Below are 18293 nucleotides of genomic sequence, written 5' to 3' on the forward strand. Positions count from 1 at the left end.
AAATATAAAGTTTTAAAAGTATTCATATACGAAATAATTTTTACGACTTACTTATAACGAGTGGGTGCAGACAACAAATAAATGGCTGCTCTCGTTTTTTAACTATAAAAGAACTCATAGCTTATATGGAAACTGCAAATGATATCATAGTCCCATGGCTTGTAATCGGCATTGTTTTTATGGCCGTATCGTTGTATCTGCTCATACGTCCCTACTTTCCGGCCGCAGTAACTGCTTATGCATCAATGTGGTTTATGAAATGGGCGCATGCCATTCATCCTACTGACTGGCTGATTACATCGTGGGGTATAGCTGTGGCGATAGTTCTGATAACAGATATGTTGCAGCCGCGTCAGCTCTCCAGGTGCATCAACGGCATGACTTATATTGGAGTCGGAGCCATAGTGGGCATGATGGTCGGCATGACAGGATTCTCCTATCTGTGGATGGTCGGCGGAGCGGCTATAGGTGTGATTGCCGGCGGATATGTCTACTCGCGTACCCCCGCAGGAAGACCTATCGGATTTCCTTCAGCCCGATTTTTTCAGTATCTTTGTGCCAAGGGATTGCCGGCTGTGGTTACAGTATCGGTTATCGGTATAGCAGTAATGCTATGGATTATCGAGCAGCATCCGGTAAGTACCATACAATACATGTAGGTCGGACTGATGTGCCCGTTCTTATTAAAACCGAATATTATGAAACGTCTGATTCATATATCCATTGTACTTTTTGCTGTCATGATATCTTTTTCTGCTGTGGCTGAGAAGGTAAAACCCGTAAAGCCCGATATGGAGCAGATACGCCGCGATGTCAGTGACCCCAAGTCGAAGTATTACTATCCCAGGCTGATGAAACAGTTTGCCACGCGCGACACTACGATGTCGCTCGACCAGTTCCGGCATCTGTATCTCGGCTATGTATTCCAGGAAGATTACAATCCCTACCGTCGCAGCCGCTACAGCCAGAAGGCGGAAGAATTGTACATGCGCGACAAGCATACGGCAGCCGAGGCCGATACCATAATCCACTATGCCGAGCTGTCGCTGAAAGATGACCCGTTTGATTTGCGGCAGATGTCGTTTCTTATCTACGCTTATCAGGAAAAGAAAAAATATAACCTCGCCAAAATATGGCAATACAAGCTCAACCACCTGCTGGAGGCTATTGTGTCGACCGGCACCGGTCTTGATGAGGAGAACGCATGGATTGTGATAAATCCGATGCATGAGTACAATCTTATCAATTTCCAGAACCATGTGGTTGATGCGCAGGAGGACCGTCCTCCCTACTACGATTATATCACCATAAAGGATGCCGACAAGAAGGATCCCAAAGGATTCTATTTCGATGTGCGGTATCTTCTTGAGGAGTACAACCGTAAATTCCCGGAGCAATAATGTGGCGAGAGGCCGTAACCACCATGTCGTCATTATGGTTACGGCGCGATTTCGCTCCCCTTTTGCTGTGTCGGTGTAATTTTGTAAATTTGTATATCAAACAATACAATCATTATCGATGAAACATATACTTGCATGCGTCATGGCCTCGGCCATGGCATTGAACGTCTCGGCGTGGGATGGCTCGGCCATGGCTCTTGCTGCCGCCGGCGACGACAAAGTTGTGGTGCCCGACAGCACCGGATTCAAATTCAAGGACATCAAGCTGGTGAAGACTACCCCCGTGCGCGACCAGAATCAGTCGGGTACATGCTGGTGCTTCTCTACCAATACATTTTTTGAGGATGAGATTATGCGCAAGGGCGGCGACGAGCTTGACCTCAGCGAGATGTTTGTCGTACGTATGTGCTATCTCGACAAGGCCCGCAAGTATGTGCGCATGGACGGTCAGATTAATTTCGCCCAAGGTGGTGCCGCCCACGATGTGCCCTATGTGATGGCCCGATACGGCGCTATGCCCGAGGAGGCCTATCCCGGACTTAACTATGGCGAGGAAAAGCATGCTCATGCAGAGCTGTCAAAAGTGCTGAAATCATATCTCGACGCAGTGCTGTCATCTGGCAGCAAGCGCCTGTCTACCGCTTGGGAAAAGGGATTTGAGGCGATTCTCGACAGTTATTTCGGTCCCCTGCCCGAAACGTTTGAATACAAGGGTAAGACCTACACTCCCATGACATTTGCCGAGTCGCTCGGTATCGATACTGATGATTACATTGAGGTGGCTTCATTCACCCACCATCCTTTCTATGAGCCTTTTGCTCTTGAGGTGGCCGACAACTGGCTGTGGGGCACCATGCAGAATGTGCCTCTCGATGAGCTTCAGGCCATCGTCGACAATGCTATCGAACACGGCTATCCCGTGGCATGGGGTGCCGACGTAAGCGAGGGCGGATTCAAGTGGCGTCAGGGCTATGCCGTGATTCCTGTGGAAAAGGGCGCCAAGGATTTGTCAGGCACCGAACTGTCGCGCTGGGTACAGCTCTCCGACAAGGATCGTGCCGACGAACGCTACAACATCAAGGGCCCGGTTGAGGAAATAACCGTTACCCAGGAGATGCGTCAGGAGATGTTCGACCGCAAGGAGACCACCGACGACCATGGTATGGTAATCATGGGTATAGCAAAGGACCAGAAGGGCAACAAATACTACAAGATACAGAACTCCTGGGATACCAACCAGCTGTACGACGGATTCATGTATGTGAGCGTGCCTTTCTTCCTGGCCAAGACCATGGATATAATGGTCCACAAGGATGCCGTGCCTGCTAAGATAGCATCTAAGTTTAAAAACTGATACCTAACCCCCTTGCCATATGGATGCCGAAGCCCTTTCCCGCACAGCCCTTCTGCTTGGCAGTGATGCCGTAGGCCTTCTCGCCGACGCTCATGTGCTGGTGGTTGGTGTAGGCGGCGTGGGCGCGTATGCGGCAGAAGTCGTGGCACGTTCCGGTGTCGGAGCAATCACGATAGTCGACGGTGACACTGTGGCTCCGAGCAACCTGAACCGTCAGCTCCCCGCGCTTGTTTCAACACTGGGAGAGCCGAAAGTCGAGGTCATGCGACGCCGCATACTGGATATCAATCCGGAGTGCCGCGTCGAGGCATGTTGCGGCTTTATCGCTCCCGACGATGTGGCTGCGATGCTTGATAGAGTGAGGCCCGATTTCGTCATTGACGCAATCGACTCAATCGCGCCGAAGGTGGCTCTTATCGAGACATGTCTGCGCCGTAAGGTGAAGATTGTATCGTCGATGGGTGCCGGAGGTCGCACCGACCCGCAGAAGGTGCGTTATGCCGACATTTCTGAGACAGTCCACGACGGTCTGGCCCGCGAAGTGCGCCATCGGCTCCGGCGTTCAGGCATAAGCAAGGGTCTCAAGGTCGTATTCTCTACAGAGCAGCCGCGCAAGGCCTCGCTTGTGCTTACCGACGAGATTGCATTCAAGCGGTCGTCGTTCGGCACAGTGTCCTGGATTCCGGCACAGTTCGGGCTTATGCTCGGAGCGTATGCCGTAGGGCGTCTGTCGGGCTGTCCTGTTAAGGCATAGGGAAGTACCATAATATTACCGATAAGTGACGTGATATCAATACGCGACATATCAAAGAGCTACGGCTCGCTCAAAGTGCTCCACGGCATTTCGCTCGATATAAACCGGGGCGAGGTGCTGTCGGTGGTAGGCCCGAGCGGCGCCGGAAAGACCACGCTTTTGCAGATAGTGGGCACTCTTGAGCGCCCTGACTCGGGCAGTGTGTTTTTTGATGGCGAGGATGTGGTGTGTATGAAGGAGTCACGGCTGGCGGCCTTCCGTTGCCGCAGTATCGGCTTTGTGTTTCAGTTCCATCAGCTTTTGCCTGAGTTTACCATGCAGGAGAATGTGGCTATCCCGGCCATGATAGCAGGGATGTCGCATCATAAGGCTATGGAGCGAGCCGCCGAACTGATAAAATACCTCGGGCTATACGACCGGCGCAACCACAAGCCATCGGCCCTGTCGGGTGGCGAATGCCAGAGGGCGGCAGTGGCCCGTGCGCTTGTCAACAGTCCGGCGGTAGTGCTTGCCGACGAGCCTTCCGGCAGTCTGGATTCCCGCAACCGCGACGAGTTGCACCGCCTGTTTTTCCAGCTTCGCCGCGACATGGGACAGACATTCGTGATTGTCACCCACGACGAATATCTGGCCTCTACCTGCGACCGTATCGTGTATATGTCGGACGGCCGCATACAGAATATCGAGCAACGCATCAATGACACTACGGTATGAAATGTACTTTCGGAAATATAAGGCTATGCATCTCCGCCATGATTATGTCGGGGGCTATGGCATCATGTTCGTCCGACGAGGGTTACAACGACCGTATCTTCTATAGCTCGATAGTGACAATCGAATCGACTGATGAGGGCGCCGGCACTGTATTCTCGTTTCAGCGTTACGATGATTCGCCGTTGATTACACTTACCGCCCCCGACCGCACTGTCGATAAAAAGCGTGTGGGTACACGTGCACTCCTTTACTACTATCCGGAGTCGGGCGACCCGTATGCGTCGGGTCGGGTAGAGATACGCTCGCTCGGTGCAATAAATTGCGATACGGCAATAATAAGGCCGATAGAAAGGTATGAGTGGGACCACGATGCCATATTTCTCAACGCGCTATGGCGTACCGGCGAATATATCAACCTGCGTATGCGTGCCGAATATTCCGACAAGCCGCGTTACTTCGGTCTGGTAGTCGACTCTCTCACTCTCGACAATCCGTGGCCGGAGGCTTACATACTCCACAATCTCGACGGAGCGCCGCCGGGATATCTGCGCGAGAGCTATGCGTCGTTTGACATATCGAAAGTATGGCGACAGCCCGGATGCCTCGGGCTGAGAATCCATGTCAATGACTCCAATCTCCCGGCCGACACATATGTGTTTCCTAAAAAGACAGAATAATTTTAATCCCTATAATACAAACATTTAAAATCATATTAAAAATGGACAACAAACAGAAACCTCAGAACGAGATAAAGATTGAGCTCACCCCCGAAGTAGCCCACGGCCACTATTCCAACCTGGCCATGATAGCCCATTCGCCCAACGAATTTGTAATGGACTTCATCAACATGATTCCCAATCCCCCGCAGGCACGCGTACAGTCACGCATTATCATGACTCCGGAGAATGCCAAGAATCTCTTCTTTGCCCTTCGCGACAATATCGAGCGCTTCGAGAATACATTTGGCGTCATCGAGCAGCGTCGTCCGGTAAATGGCGGAACTCCTGCCGACGGCAACAATATCCCCAACCCGTTCAAAGCCTAATCGATTTTTCCGATGATACAGCAGGATCTGCTCATCTACAATAGCCTGAACCGTACAAAGCAGCTCTTCAAGCCTATACACGAGGGGAGAGTGGGCATGTATGTGTGTGGCCCTACAGTGTATGGCGACGGACATCTCGGCCATGCGCGTCCGGCCATCACATTCGACATACTCTACCGCTACCTTACCCATCTCGGCTACAAGGTGCGCTATGTGCGCAATATTACCGATGTCGGCCATCTTGAGCATGATGCCGACGAGGGCGAGGATAAAATCGCCAAGAAGGCGCGTCTTGAGCAGCTCGAGCCGATGGAGGTGGTGCAGCACTATCTCAACCGCTATCATAAAGCGATGGAGGCGCTGAATGTGCTCCCCCCGAGTATCGAGCCTCATGCTTCGGGCCACATTATCGAGCAAATCGAGTATGTGAAGAAAATCCTCGACAGCGGATACGCTTACGTAAGCGACGGCTCCGTATATTTCGACGTGCCGAAGTACAACCGTGATTTCCATTACGGCAAACTTTCCGGACGCAATATCGATGAGCTGCTGGCCACGACCCGTGCGCTCGACGGGCAGCAGGAGAAGCGCAATCCGGCCGACTTCGCGCTCTGGAAAAAGGCTGCGCCTGAGCATATCATGCACTGGCCGTCGCCCTGGAGCGAGGGATTCCCGGGATGGCATCTCGAGTGCTCTACCATGGGGCAGAAGTATCTTGGCGAGACATTCGACATACATGGCGGCGGCATGGACCTCATGTTCCCCCATCATGAATGTGAGATTGCCCAGTCGGTGGCCCATAACGGCCATGAGACGGTCAACTACTGGATGCACAACAACATGGTGACCATCAACGGACAGAAGATGGGCAAGTCGCTCGGCAACTTTATCACGCTCGACGAGTTTTTCAACGGTACACACCCGGCTCTCGAGCAGGCATATTCGCCGATGACAATCCGTTTCTTCATCCTCCAGGCCCATTACCGCGGCACTCTCGACTTTTCAAACGCCGCTCTCCAGGCTTCTGAAAAGGCGCTCAACCGTATGCTCGACGGATACCGTCGTCTGCAGGAACTGAAGCCCGCCGACGCGTCGACTGCCGATGTGTCAGGTCTACGCGCCCGTTGCTACGACGCGCTCAACGACGACCTGAATACACCGATTGTCATTGCTACCCTGTTTGACGCATGCCGTATCATCAATCAGGCAAAGGATGGCGCCGTCACTCTTAGTGCGTCGGATATCGACGAGCTGAAGGATGTGTTCCACATATTCCTCGTAGATATTCTCGGCATACGTACAGAGATGGTGGAAGGTGCTTCGCAGCCCGATGCCATGAAGCCTTTCGAGCAGGCGGTCGACCTCCTTCTCGAAGTGCGCGCTCAGGCCAAGGCTGCCAAAGACTGGGCTACCTCCGACCTTATACGCGACCGCCTATCGCAGGCCGGTTTCGATATCAAGGATACAAAGCAAGGTGCCGAGTGGAGCCTTAAATAAGGCGTCGGTATAATCTTTAAACTACCAGGATTGCCGCGATGGATGTAATGGACTTTGCGCAACTCGTACTTGAGCAAGTGCCGTATGAGCCTACCTCTCAGCAGATAGAGCTTATAGCGGCGCTTGCCCGCTACTGTTCGCGTGCCACACCGTCCGACTCGGTGTTTCTGCTCAACGGCTATGCCGGAACGGGCAAGACATCGCTGTGTGCCGCGCTTGTGCGCGCTCTCAACGGAGTGGGCATAGGCACTGTGCTGATGGCTCCTACCGGACGCGCGGCCAAAGTGTTCAGCGCGTTCGCAGGTCACCAGGCCTATACAATACATCGCCGCATCTATAATGTGGGTGGCAACGGCATAACGCAGAGCCGTACTGTGCGTGTGGCCGAAAACAGAGCCCACAACACAGTGTTTATCGTCGACGAGGCTTCAATGATTGGCGGCGATTCGCCCACCGGCACCAACCTGCTCGAGGATTTGGTACATTATGTATATTCCGGGGTCAACTGCCGGCTGATACTGCTGGGTGATACCGCACAGCTTCCGCCTGTCGGGTGTGACGAGAGTCCTGCCATGAGTGCCAAGGTGCTCCACGACATGGGACTGCGTGTTACCAGGGTGGTGCTTACCGCTACGGTACGCCAGGCCCGTGATTCCGGCATCCTGTACAATGCCACATGGCTCCGCAAGGCCATGCGACAGCCACAGCTCCCGGTGCCGCGGCTATTTGTCAGCCCGTTTCCCGACGTCGAGGTTGTCGAGGCCTATGACCTTGAGGAGATGCTCACCCATAGCTATGCCGAACATGGGGTGCTCGACACGATACTGATAACACGCTCCAACCGGCGTGCCACAGAATTTAACATGGCCGTGCGCTCTTCGGTACTTTACTATGAGGAGGAACTGCGTGTCGACGATATATTGCTGGTAGGTAAAAACAATTATTTCTGGACCAAGGATATCAAAGGGCTTGACTTTATCGCCAACGGCGATATGGCTGTAGTCGAGAAGGTATACGGTACGGAGACACGCTATGGGCGCCGTTTTGCCGATGTGTGTCTGCGTTTGCCCGACCGCGATGTAGCTGTGGAGTGCAAGATTATGCTTGATACTCTTATGAGCGAGGATGCGTCGGTGTCATCGCAGGCTATGCGCGAGCTTTTTGAGGCCATAATGTCGGATACGGAGGGCGCTCCGGAGAAAGAAACGGAGTCGCAGCGTATTGTGCGTGCCACCAAGAGCGAGTATTTCAATGCCTTGCAGGTGAAATACGGATATGCAGTCACATGCCACAAGGCACAGGGCGGACAATGGTCGGATGTCTATGTCGATTTGGGCTACATCCCGCCCGAAGCCATGGGTATGGACTTTTACCGGTGGCTTTATACCGGAGTCACCCGTGCTACCCGACGCCTGTATCTCTTCAACCCGACAGTCGAAATCAAGTAGCCATACATATCTTGTCTTGTAATGGTTTGATTCTCTCTGAAAACAGATAATCAGGCCGCAGTAACAGTCGATGTTGCTGCGGCCTGATTCGATTTATGCGCGATGTAAATTATGTATATCCTGTGATGATAGTTTACGATTCGTAGTCGACGTGGATTTCACGGTCGATTGAGTTGTCAAGCGAAATCAGAGTCTCTGTGCCGAGCACTCCGTGGATGGTCTGTATCTTGTCGTTGAGTAGCTCCATCAGGTGTTCGTTGTCGCGTGCGTACAGCTTTATAAGCATGGTGTAGGGGCCCGTAGTGAAATGGCATTCTACGATTTCGGGTATTTTCTCCAGTTCGGGTACGACGTCGCGGTACATGGCGCCGCGCTCAAGGTTTACACCTATGTATGTGCAAGTGGTATAACCGAGTACGTGGGGGTCAACGTGGTATCCCGAGCCGGTTATTACCTTCAGGTCAATCATGCGCTGTATGCGCTGATGTATGGCGGCACGTGATACTCCGCATTCTACCGCTACATCTTTCGAGGGGATGCGTGCATTGCGCATCACTATTTCAAGAATCTTGCGGTCAAGATTATCGATTTTCTCCATAATGTGTATGCTTTCGCTTAGGGATTACGTACAAATGGCCTGATGAAAAAATATTGGAGCGAGGCGAGATTTATTACATTTAGGCTTATTATTTTGGCAAATATAGGCAAAAGTTTTAACATGACAAGCATATTGATATTGATTTCTTCGATATGCTTGTAATGTGCTATGTCGCGACGGATAATAAAAAACGCCATACAAGCGTTTGTATGGCGTTTTATGATGTCGGAATCGGATGATTATTCAGCTGCGGGAGTCTCGGGAGTTGCCTCGGGAGCCGGAGTTTCAGCCGGAGTTTCGGTTGCGGGAGCGGCAACAGGGAGCTGTGTGTTGAAGTCAGCGGGCTGTGTCTGCTCTACGGCCTGGGGAGTAATGCGCGATGCGCTCTGGATGAGGTTGCGGGGCATAAAGAATACACCGAGGATACAGAGGATGGCCATTGCAGCGGCAAGATACCATGTTGTCTTCTCGATGAAATCATTTGTGCGGCGAACGCCCATCACCTGGTTGGCACCGCCGAACTGAGAGGAGAGGCCACCGCCTTTAGACTTCTGGATGAGGACTACTCCAATCATCAGAAGGGCAACTATGACGGTAAGAGTTATTACGACTACGTACATTTTATTGGTTTATTTTTGTTTCTGAAATTGCTCGTTTATGATAAGTTTCTGTAAGAAACGCAATTGGTCTGCAAAGTAACGACTTTTTTCCGGAAATTTCAAACTTAAATTGCTTATAATTTCATATGCCTTGGCATATCGTCGCTGTTTTATGAAAAATTTAGCCAGACTCTCACTCAGCAGCCCCTGTTCGGATGCATTGTTAGGCGAACGCAGTGGCTCGGCATCGCGCGGCTGTTCGGCTTTTTTAGCCATTGATGAATCGGCTGCCGCATCATTGCATTCGGTGCTTGACGGGAAGTGGCCTCCATCGCGGCGGCTCTTTAGGATAAATGCGTTGATAAGTGAGTCGGGGGAGTCGCCGTAGGCCTCCTCGTCGGTAGGCAGACTGCGCTCCTCTTCGTCGGCGAGAGTGAGGGCGTAATCCGGTACGGGGTTGAATATAAGCCGCTCGAGCAATGCGCTCTCCTGTGGGTCGGGACGTCCGTAGTGTGACATGAATGTCTCGATGGCGCTGTCGGTATCGAGCGCCTCAGGCTGTTGTTCGGGGGGATAAAAGCCGGCGTCGGATGCGTTTTCGGGATTGGCTATGCGGTACAGCATTTCGTGGGATGAGCTGTTGAGAGCCATCTGTTGCATCACACGCCGTCGGGTAGGCTCGTCGAGGGTGTCGCCAGCGCGTTCGAGAAGCAGCTTGGCGGGTAGGGTCATGTAGGGATACAGCCGGGCCATTTCGTCGACCCATTCCACGCTCACCGGCAGCGAGGGGTCGCGCATCAGTTCTGTGAGATGCTCAAGAGGTGAGGATGCCATATTGTGGGATAATTTTTTACCAATTGCCGAGAGTGGCGTTGAATATCAGGTCGATAAGCTGGTCGGTAATTTCCTGGCAGAGCTGTTCCTGCACGTCGGTCAGCATCTCGTTGGAATCGAAGTCCTGATAGGCCGAAAACGACTGGTCAACGTTGTTCTTGTCATTTTTCGAGTCGGTATACCGGATTCTTACAGTGATTGTAAGCCTTGTCTTGGAGGCAATCGCATTTTCTGTGACAGCCTGCGGCGACAGGGAGTATCCGGTGATTTCGCCTTCGAGATTGAGGTCGCTCATGCCGTCGTTTACCTGCAGGCGTGTGTTGCGTGCCACATAGTCGAGCAGTGCGTTCTCAAATGTCTGCTGCAAAGGAGGGTATACCAGTGCGGCGCGTATCGGGAATTGTCCGATATGGATGGTCTTGTATACGTTGTAGTCGATAGCGCTTCCGTTGAATTTGTAGCTTATCGTACATCCTGTCACAATTATGGCGGCCATGATTATGGCGATACAGCGGTTGGCGGATATGCGGCTTGCTATCTTTCTGAATAATCCGTTGGGCATAGTCTGATTGATGGAGTGGGTGGGATTGTGAGGTATCATTCAAGGCCGTAATCCTTGATTTTACGGTATAGAGTGCGCTCCGATATGTTGAGCTCGCGGGCGGTGGCCTTGCGTCGTCCCTCGTTGTGCTCGAGCGCTATTCTTATTGTCTCGCGTTCGGTGTCCTCGAGAGTCCTGGGCGAAGAGCCTGCGATGGTCTCGGCTGACACCCGGGGGGCTTCTTCGATTGTCTCGCTGTGGCTGAAGAGGTCGTGGGCCGGGGTGTATCGTACAAGCGACTGAGGCGTGTTGACACGTGCCAGTGTCGGCGCTTCAGGGAATGTCGAGTGGTGGCGTATGCCGGTACGCAGGTCGTTGATGGCCGCGCGCAGTTCGTCAATTTCGCCGCGCATGCTGAATATCATGTTGAACAGCAGTTCGCGTTCGGTGGCATACGAGTGCATCCCAGAGTCGGCAGAGGCTGTGCGGTCGATTGTGGCGGGGGCTGTCACTCCGTGAGCGGGCAGATATTCCGCTATTCCATCGCCTGATATTGTTGCTCCGGCATCGAAGAGGGCTATCTGTTCGATTACGTTTTTGAGCTGACGTACGTTGCCTGGCCACGGGTAGCGCATGAGCATGCGTGAGGCATCTTCGCTGAATGTCACTGCCGGGGTGCGGTAGCGCTCGGCAAAATCTATCGCGAATTTGCGGGCGAGGAGAGTCACGTCGCTCCCTCTGTCGCGCAGCGGCGGCACTTCGATGCGTATTGTCGACAGACGGTAGTAGAGGTCCTCGCGAAATCGTCCTTCCTCTACAGCCCGGGCCATGTCGACGTTGGTTGCGGCCACGATGCGTATGTTGGTCTTCTGTACGGTCGAAGAGCCTACCTTGATGAATTCGCCGCTTTCGAGTACTCGGAGCAGTCGGGCCTGGGTTGTGAGCGGAAGCTCGGCAACCTCATCGAGGAATATCGTGCCGCCGTCAGCCTCCTCGAAGTATCCTTTGCGTGAGGATACGGCGCCGGTGAATGCGCCTTTCTCATGTCCGAACAGTTCGGAGTCGATAGTGCCTTCAGGTATCGCTCCACAGTTGACAGCTATGTACTTGGCGTGTTTGCGAGGCGAGCCGGCATGGATAATCTGGGGGAAGAACTCCTTGCCGGAGCCGCTTTCGCCTGTCACGAGTACCGACAGGTCGATTGGGGCCACCTTCAAAGCTCGCTGTATGGCTGCAATCAGGGCCGGAGCATTGCCAATGATGCCCCATCGGGCCTTGGCCTGTTGCACCTGGGCCGATATGTCGGAAATCGCGGTCATTTTCTGTTGCGGAGTTCGTAAGTAGTTGCTTTAAGGAAGTCGCCGAGGGCTTTGTCATTGTCGCCGAATTCCTTGATTTTTTCAGGCGGGATGATGTCGCCTACCGAGATATGGATGGTAGAGTGGCACTTGCGCCATACTTCAGTAGGCAGACGCAGTGTGCGCAGCTGCCAGCTTATCACACCGAGGATATTGAAAAACGCACTGTTGTGGCCATGGAAATATATAGGCACTACGGGTACGCCCATCTGTCGTATGAGCCTGATGATGGTAGGCTGCCATTCGCGGTCCTCGATATGGAGGCTGCTGTTGATTTTGCTTACGGCGCCTGCGGGGAAGAATCCGAGCGGATGGCCCGAACGTACCTGGCGTATGGCCTCCATGATGCCCTTTTTGCTGACAGCCTGCTTGGCGGGATCGTCGCTGGCAAGGGCGTCGACAGCAATAAAGTTGGGGCGCATGGCCGATATACGGTTGAGCACCATATTGACCATCACCTTGAAGTCGGGACGCAGGGTGCCCATCAGTGCTATCAGTGATATGCCGTCGAGCGCTCCGAAGGGGTGGTTGCTTACGGTAATGAACGCACCTTCAGGGAGGCTGTCGAGCACATCGCGGCCGTCGACCCTGAGGTTGATATCGAAGTCTTTCAGAAGGTTGCGCGAGAATTCCGGACCCGGATTGTCGCAATATCGGTCGTGTACATCATTGACTTTGTCGACCGACAGCCAGTGTAGCAGGCGATTGATTAGTTTGCGGTGGCCGGCCGCTTTGGGTACCATGGCCACAATATCGTCGTAGTCGAGCACCGTGCGCTTGATGGGAGTCTCGACCTTCTTATCGTCTATATTAGTTGACATACGAAGAAATCAATACATTATAGGATGCAAAGATAACAAATATCCCCGATAAATGTGCTACTCTTGGGAGCAGGAGGAGGTTAGGCGTGCGATGGCGAAATCGAGGATGGTGTCGTGGCCGAGGAGTGCCTGCTGAGGGTCGAGGTCGACCTCGCAGCCCGGGGTGGGGTCTATGCCGAATTCGGTGGTCTGGCCGTAGCAGTCGAGCACTGAGCATGCCGAGAAGCGCACGCTCCATCCGTTGGGCAGTTCGGAATTGAATGGCATTCCGGAGCCGCCTCCTGTGCGGGACCCTGCTATAGTTACTCCGGGAATGTATTTCATAATCGACACGAAATTGTTGGCCGCCGAGAATGTTCCCCGTGATGTGAGCACGACTGTGGGCTTGCCCCACATTACGCGTCCGTGCTCGGCGGGGTCGAAGTAGTAGGCGTAGGGCTCTGAGAAGTCGTTGTGGCCCGGGCCTGTCTTATGGGATATGTATCCGGCGAGTGTGCGCGATGTGATGAAGCGCCTCACCAGTGTCTCGACATTTGTCATGGCGCCTCCGCCGTTGTCGCGGATGTCTATGATGAGACCGTCGCATGTGTTGAGGTACATGAGCACTTCGTCGAGATTTCCCTCTCCGATGGATGTGCTGAATGAACTGTAGCGTATGTAGCCTATGTTCTGAGGCAGCACGGCATAGTCAAGTCCGGAGGCGGTGAGAAAATTGAAGTTGAGGTAATACTGCTCGACGAGTCGTTCGGAGTAGTTTTGTGGATAGTCGCTCCACCACTTGCGGTAATAGGAGGTGTTGAACGAGGCCGAAAGATTGGTGTGGCCGTCGCGAAGCTCGTTGAGCATGTCGGCGCATACGAAGAAAAGCTCCTTGGATGTCATGCGGTTGCTTATCTTGGCGGCATATTCGTCGTGAATCTCCCGCCAGTCGACTTCCTTCTCCGCAAAGAAGCAGTAGTGCTCGTCGAGGATGGTCCACAGGGCTTCGAAATTGCCTTGCGGATTATTGTCCCATTCTTCAAGCGGATGGCATCCCGTCGACATCAGTGCGGTAGCGGTGGCAACCGCCAACAGCATCAGCCGGGATATAATATCGGGAATAGATATATTCATATGAATCAATAGGTTGCTGATATGATACGCGCGTCGGCACTGATACCTTTGTATGGATTTACCGATATCCATGTGCCACCCACGCCGATTACCGCGGCACATGTGACCACGCGGGTGGTAATGTTATTGACGCGTGTCGACAGGATATTGTTGCGGAAGCCAAGGCGTAGTTGTGTGGCTCCGAAAGATATGTCGGCTGTAAGGAGGTTCTCCATACGGAAATAATTTCCCCACCATGCGCAGTGGGCGAGTCCGCTATGATTGCCAAGCGATATTTCGTAGAAGAGTTCGCCGTAGTCGGGAGAGAAGAATACACCTGTCAGGGGTATTGTAGGGCGGTAGGTGAGCAGCAGCTTTTTGCCCAGTAGAGTGTGGTGCCACATCAGCGCTCCGGTTATATTGATTGTCCATGCGGCCTCTACGGCTACGGGGTTGTTGCCGTTGCGGGTATTGTATATGACTCCAAGGTCTATGCCGGTCGACAACCCTCCCGCCACGGTGATATCATAGGGTAGGCGCGTGCGGTATGTGATTCCGTAGTCAAAGTCGCCTGCCAGTCGCCACATTCTTGCATTGCCGGCGGGATTGAGGGTGCGGTCGATGTCGAGTCCGGCTGTGATGCGCTGTACCAGCTGCTCCGGATGAAACTTCATGGCCTGAGTGCGGTCGTAGCCGAGCCGCATGCTCCAGCCTGTATATTTCAAAGGGGTGAGGTAGGTGTTGGCTATTAGAGAAGAACCGATATCGTAGGTGAAGTGGGAGTTGACCGGGCGTACTATGCTGTCGGGCTGTGCCGCACAGGCCATTGTTGCCCACAGGCCCCAGATAATGGCGATAAACTTTTTCATTGTCAGAATATACGCTGCTGGCCGTTGATTTCGTCGCGTACCTCGTCGTCGGATCTCTCCTCGCTTTCTGTTGCCGGCTCCTCATCAGGGAGTATTGCTTCGGTATCATCTTCCTCCACATCCTCCACCTCGCGCGGCTCAAGCTCTTCCACCTTGTCGACGGTGTAGGTGGTAAGTCGCTTTCCGCGGGCTTTGAGGCTTTTTACGGCTATGAAATCCATGGCGTCGACTTCCAGCGGCTCGCGATATGCGTCGGAGCCTCCGAATATGACCTTTATGCGGCATCCGGCGGCGTCGCTGAGGAGTATGAGGCTGCTCTTTTCGTTCTCTCCTATGAATCTGGTACGCTTTGAGGCCGGCTCGAATGTGAACCGCTTGAGGTATGGATATCCCTGGTCGGCGTCGTCGATTACGGCGGTCCAGACATGGCCCGGACGGAACTTCTCGATTCGCAATATGCCATCCTCATAATGGTTTCCGGCATCGAAACTTGACAGATAATATTCTCCCGACTTAAGTATTACGAGCACTTGGTCGGTGCCGTTGAATTCGCCCAGATATATGCCTCGCTTGTCGTAGTTGAGGCGCAGCACATCCGGGTCAAACCATACCTGGCGACCTCCGAGGGTGGATGCTCCTTTCTCTTTGAGGGTAAAGCGGTGCACTTCGTTCTTGGTGACCATATTGCCCTGGCTCTGCTTGCCTTTTATGGCGAGCTGGCTGAAGTCGATGTCAAACTGAAGTGTCTTAAGGCGCAGTTTGGGCTTGAGTGTCACCTTCACCACCTCGGCCTCTCCGTTGGGATTGGCCGAGAACCATGCCACCTTCGAGCCCGGCAAGCCCTGGGTGAGGCTGTACTCCTTGTCGCGGGAAACTCCTGTCACGGCGAAGCGCTTCATGTAGTATGTGCCGCCTTTACCGTTCTGGTAGATGACATTGTAGATGGTGCGCAGGTCGTTGCGCTTGAATACGTTGACATACAGCACACCCTTGCCGACAAACATTTTGTCCTGCACCTTGACGACTTTGTATTTTCCGTCCTTGTAGAATATTATGATGTCGTCGATATCGGAGCACTGGCACACATACTCGTCTTTTTTTAGAGATGTGCCGATGAATCCCTCCTCGCGGTTGATGTACAGTCGCTCGTTGGCCTCGGCTACGGTAGCGGCCTCAATACTGTCGAAACTGCGGAGCACGGTGTGGCGCGGGTATGCGTCGCCATATTTCTCCTTCAGGTGGAGATACCAGTCGATGGTATGCTGAATGATGTTGGCGAGCTTGAGGTCGATGTCGGCCACACGGTCGCGGTAGTTGGCGATGAGGCGGTCGGCCTCGTCGGAGTTGAAGCGTAGTATGCGCTTCATTTTTATTTCCATAAGGCGCAGGAGATCGTCGCGTGTGACTTCGCGCCAGAGGTCTTTCTTGAACGGCTCGAGGCGCTTGTCGATATGGGCAAGCACCGAATCCATGTCTTTTCCCTCCTCAAACTGCTTGTCCTTGTATATGCGCTCTTCGATGAATATGCGCTCGAGCGATGCGAAGTGGAGCGACTCCATCAGTTCGCCGCGCTGTATCTCCAGCTCGCGGCGCAACAGCTCGCGTGTGGTGTCGACGCTGTGGCGCAGCACATCGCTGACGCCGAGGAAGTGAGGCTTGTTGCCGGATATTACGCAGCAGTTGGGCGATACGCTCAGCTCGCAGTCGGTAAATGCATACAGGGCGTCGATTGCCTTGTCGCTTGAGGTGCCGGGGAGGAGGTGTACGAGTATGCAGGCGTTTTCCGAGGTCATGTCCTCGACTTTCCTTACTTTTATCTTGCCTTTTTCGGCGGCCTTGATAATCGAGTCGGATATTGTGCCTGTGGTTTTACCGAATGGTATTTCGGTTATGGCGAGAGTCTTGTTGTCGACTTTTTCGATTTTTGCCCTTATCTTTACGGAGCCGCCCCTCTCGCCGTCGTTGTATTTCGACACATCGAGCGAGCCACCGGTGACGAAGTCGGGGTATAGTGTGAACGGCTCGTCGCGCAGATATGACACTGCGGCGTCGATTATCTCGTTGAAGTTGTGGGGAAGTATCTTAGAGGACAGACCTACGGCGATACCCTCCACGCCCTGTACGAGCAGCAGCGGGAACTTCGCGGGAAGCGTCACAGGCTCCGGCTTGCGTCCGTCGTAGCTTACGGTCCAGTTGGTTGTCTTGGAATTGTACAGTACCTCAAGGGCAAATGGCGACAGTCGCGCCTCGATATAACGCCCTGCGGCCGCCGACGCTCCTGTAAGCACGTTGCCCCAGTTTCCCTGAGTTTCCACCAGGAGGTCTTTCTGTCCGAGCTGCACGAGAGCATCGTTGATTGATGCGTCGCCGTGGGGATGATACTGCATTGTGTTGCCCACGATGTTGGCCACTTTGTTGAATCGCCCGTCGTCGAGGGTATGCATTGAGTGGAGTATGCGTCGCTGCACGGGTTTCAGTCCGTCGTCGATATGTGGCACGGCACGTTCGAGGATTACGTAGGATGCGTATTCAAGAAACCAGCTCTGATACATGCCGCGCAACTGGTGGCGTACTACATCGTCAGATGTGTCGAGGGTGACACGTCCCGTCGGGACGCTGTTTTCTTCGCTTTGCTCCTGTGGGGAATCTTCGAAATCGGGGTCGTTCAAGTCGTCGGGAGTGGTTATATCGTCGCTCATATGGTGTTCGTCATGATTGGGACAGGCGGATGGAATATTTGGTATTCGCAGTAGCCTACTTCCCACAAAGTTAGTAAAATTTATTAAATTTGCGCCCATGAAACCTGAAATAATACTTCCTACACCGCTTAATCCGCGCGTGCCGGCTCCGACCCAGCCGTTCCGTACTGTGCTGCCACTGCAGATACGTTTCAACGATATAGATTTACTCGGACATGTCAACAACGGGATGTATTTTGCCTATATGGATCTTGGCAAGATGCGTTACTTTCAGGAGATGATGGGCGATCAGCTCGACTGGCGCGCTATCAATACTGTAGTAGCCAATGTCAACTGCGACTTTTATGCTCCCACCACTATCGATGAGAAGATATGCGTGGTAACAGCCATCACCCATATCGGAGAATCGAGCTTCCGCCTGGAGCAGAGGATAGTGGATATAGATACCGGTGATGTGAAATGTATCGGGCGTACGGTAATGGTGACAATCGACCCTGCTACAGGGCATTCAGTGCCTGTCGATCCCGAATGGGTAAAACGTGTGTCGGAATTTGAAGGCCGTGAGTACCGCTGACCGTTTTCTCTTTCAGTTCCATCTTAGAGCTTGTTTAATAATAAATGTTGCCGCCAGGGTCGTATAGCTTGAGACGATTTTCGACATGTGACGAAG

19 protein-coding genes are annotated in these 18293 nt (G+C 53.1%); 10 read left to right on the plus strand and 9 right to left on the minus strand.

From position 1 onward, the window contains the following. The first annotated feature begins 125 nt into the window (after positions 1-125). The 9 genes from K2I50_RS00890 to K2I50_RS00930 all read left to right on the plus strand — a co-directional run bounded on the left by K2I50_RS00890 (position 126) and on the right by K2I50_RS00930 (position 8212). A complete protein-coding gene (locus K2I50_RS00890) occupies positions 126-659 on the plus strand; it encodes a hypothetical protein (RefSeq protein ID WP_301024369.1) in 534 nt (177 codons plus the stop codon). Between the two features lie 39 nt (positions 660-698). Continuing rightward, the gene (locus K2I50_RS00895; RefSeq protein ID WP_301024370.1) at positions 699-1400 is read left to right on the plus strand and encodes a DUF4919 domain-containing protein; all 702 of its coding nucleotides are present in this window, start codon (positions 699-701) and stop codon (positions 1398-1400) included. A gap of 118 nt (positions 1401-1518) precedes the next feature. Beyond that, a complete protein-coding gene (locus K2I50_RS00900; RefSeq protein ID WP_301024371.1) occupies positions 1519-2754 on the plus strand; it encodes a C1 family peptidase in 1236 nt (411 codons plus the stop codon). A gap of 19 nt (positions 2755-2773) precedes the next feature. Further along, positions 2774-3508, plus strand: a complete 735-nt coding sequence (locus K2I50_RS00905) for a tRNA threonylcarbamoyladenosine dehydratase (protein ID WP_301024372.1) — start codon at positions 2774-2776, stop codon at positions 3506-3508. A gap of 30 nt (positions 3509-3538) precedes the next feature. Then, positions 3539-4222 (plus strand): ABC transporter ATP-binding protein, encoded by a 684-nt coding sequence (locus K2I50_RS00910; RefSeq protein WP_301024373.1) that lies wholly within the window; start codon positions 3539-3541, stop codon positions 4220-4222. Beyond that, positions 4219-4899 (plus strand): NigD1/NigD2 family lipoprotein, encoded by a 681-nt coding sequence (locus K2I50_RS00915; RefSeq protein WP_301024374.1) that lies wholly within the window; start codon positions 4219-4221, stop codon positions 4897-4899. The genes K2I50_RS00910 and K2I50_RS00915 overlap by 4 nt, the downstream gene beginning before the upstream one ends. Positions 4900-4940: 41 nt before the next feature. Beyond that, complete coding sequence (locus tag K2I50_RS00920) at positions 4941-5267, plus strand: DUF3467 domain-containing protein (protein WP_301024375.1); 327 nt, start codon at positions 4941-4943, stop codon at positions 5265-5267. Between the two features lie 12 nt (positions 5268-5279). Then, positions 5280-6764, plus strand: coding sequence for a cysteine--tRNA ligase (gene cysS, locus K2I50_RS00925; protein WP_526022933.1), 1485 nt, complete (start codon positions 5280-5282; stop codon positions 6762-6764). Between the two features lie 47 nt (positions 6765-6811). Further along, positions 6812-8212, plus strand: coding sequence for an ATP-dependent DNA helicase (locus tag K2I50_RS00930; RefSeq protein ID WP_301024376.1), 1401 nt, complete (start codon positions 6812-6814; stop codon positions 8210-8212). 133 nt (positions 8213-8345) lie between these two features. On the opposite strand, the gene K2I50_RS00935 is transcribed toward K2I50_RS00930, so the two are convergent. The 9 genes from K2I50_RS00935 to K2I50_RS00975 all read right to left on the minus strand — a co-directional run bounded on the left by K2I50_RS00935 (position 8346) and on the right by K2I50_RS00975 (position 17623). After that, on the minus strand, positions 8346-8810 hold the full coding sequence (locus K2I50_RS00935) for an Lrp/AsnC family transcriptional regulator (protein WP_068961593.1): 465 nt from the start codon (positions 8808-8810) through the stop codon (positions 8346-8348). A 239-nt stretch (positions 8811-9049) separates the two neighbouring features. Beyond that, the gene (gene secG / locus K2I50_RS00940; protein WP_301024377.1) at positions 9050-9430 is read right to left on the minus strand and encodes a preprotein translocase subunit SecG; all 381 of its coding nucleotides are present in this window, start codon (positions 9428-9430) and stop codon (positions 9050-9052) included. A 9-nt stretch (positions 9431-9439) separates the two neighbouring features. Then, positions 9440-10243 (minus strand): hypothetical protein, encoded by an 804-nt coding sequence (locus K2I50_RS00945; RefSeq protein WP_301024378.1) that lies wholly within the window; start codon positions 10241-10243, stop codon positions 9440-9442. A gap of 16 nt (positions 10244-10259) precedes the next feature. After that, complete coding sequence (gene lptE, locus K2I50_RS00950) at positions 10260-10844, minus strand: LptE family protein (RefSeq protein WP_301024379.1); 585 nt, start codon at positions 10842-10844, stop codon at positions 10260-10262. Beyond that, positions 10841-12103, minus strand: a complete 1263-nt coding sequence (locus K2I50_RS00955) for a sigma-54 interaction domain-containing protein (RefSeq protein WP_301024380.1) — start codon at positions 12101-12103, stop codon at positions 10841-10843. The genes lptE and K2I50_RS00955 overlap by 4 nt, the downstream gene beginning before the upstream one ends. After that, the gene (locus K2I50_RS00960) at positions 12100-12963 is read right to left on the minus strand and encodes a lysophospholipid acyltransferase family protein (protein WP_301024381.1); all 864 of its coding nucleotides are present in this window, start codon (positions 12961-12963) and stop codon (positions 12100-12102) included. Before K2I50_RS00960 ends, K2I50_RS00955 begins: the two co-directional genes overlap by 4 nt. A 57-nt stretch (positions 12964-13020) precedes the next feature. Continuing rightward, a complete protein-coding gene (locus tag K2I50_RS00965; RefSeq protein WP_301024382.1) occupies positions 13021-14076 on the minus strand; it encodes a S41 family peptidase in 1056 nt (351 codons plus the stop codon). Between the two features lie 5 nt (positions 14077-14081). Continuing rightward, positions 14082-14924 carry a DUF3316 domain-containing protein gene (locus tag K2I50_RS00970; protein ID WP_301024383.1) on the minus strand — a complete coding sequence of 281 codons (843 nt, stop codon included), beginning with the start codon at positions 14922-14924 and terminating at the stop codon, positions 14082-14084. 2 nt (positions 14925-14926) lie between these two features. Continuing rightward, positions 14927-17623: a DNA gyrase/topoisomerase IV subunit A gene (locus tag K2I50_RS00975; RefSeq protein ID WP_301024384.1), complete on the minus strand. Its 2697-nt coding sequence runs from the start codon at positions 17621-17623 to the stop codon at positions 14927-14929. A 97-nt stretch (positions 17624-17720) separates the two neighbouring features. Between K2I50_RS00975 and K2I50_RS00980 the strand changes: the two genes are divergently transcribed. Continuing rightward, positions 17721-18197, plus strand: a complete 477-nt coding sequence (locus tag K2I50_RS00980; RefSeq protein WP_301024385.1) for an acyl-CoA thioesterase — start codon at positions 17721-17723, stop codon at positions 18195-18197. Positions 18198-18293 lie beyond the last annotated feature (96 nt).

It is taken from the genome of Muribaculum sp. (assembly GCF_029051885.1).
Taxonomy (GTDB): Bacteria; Bacteroidota; Bacteroidia; order Bacteroidales; family Muribaculaceae; genus Muribaculum.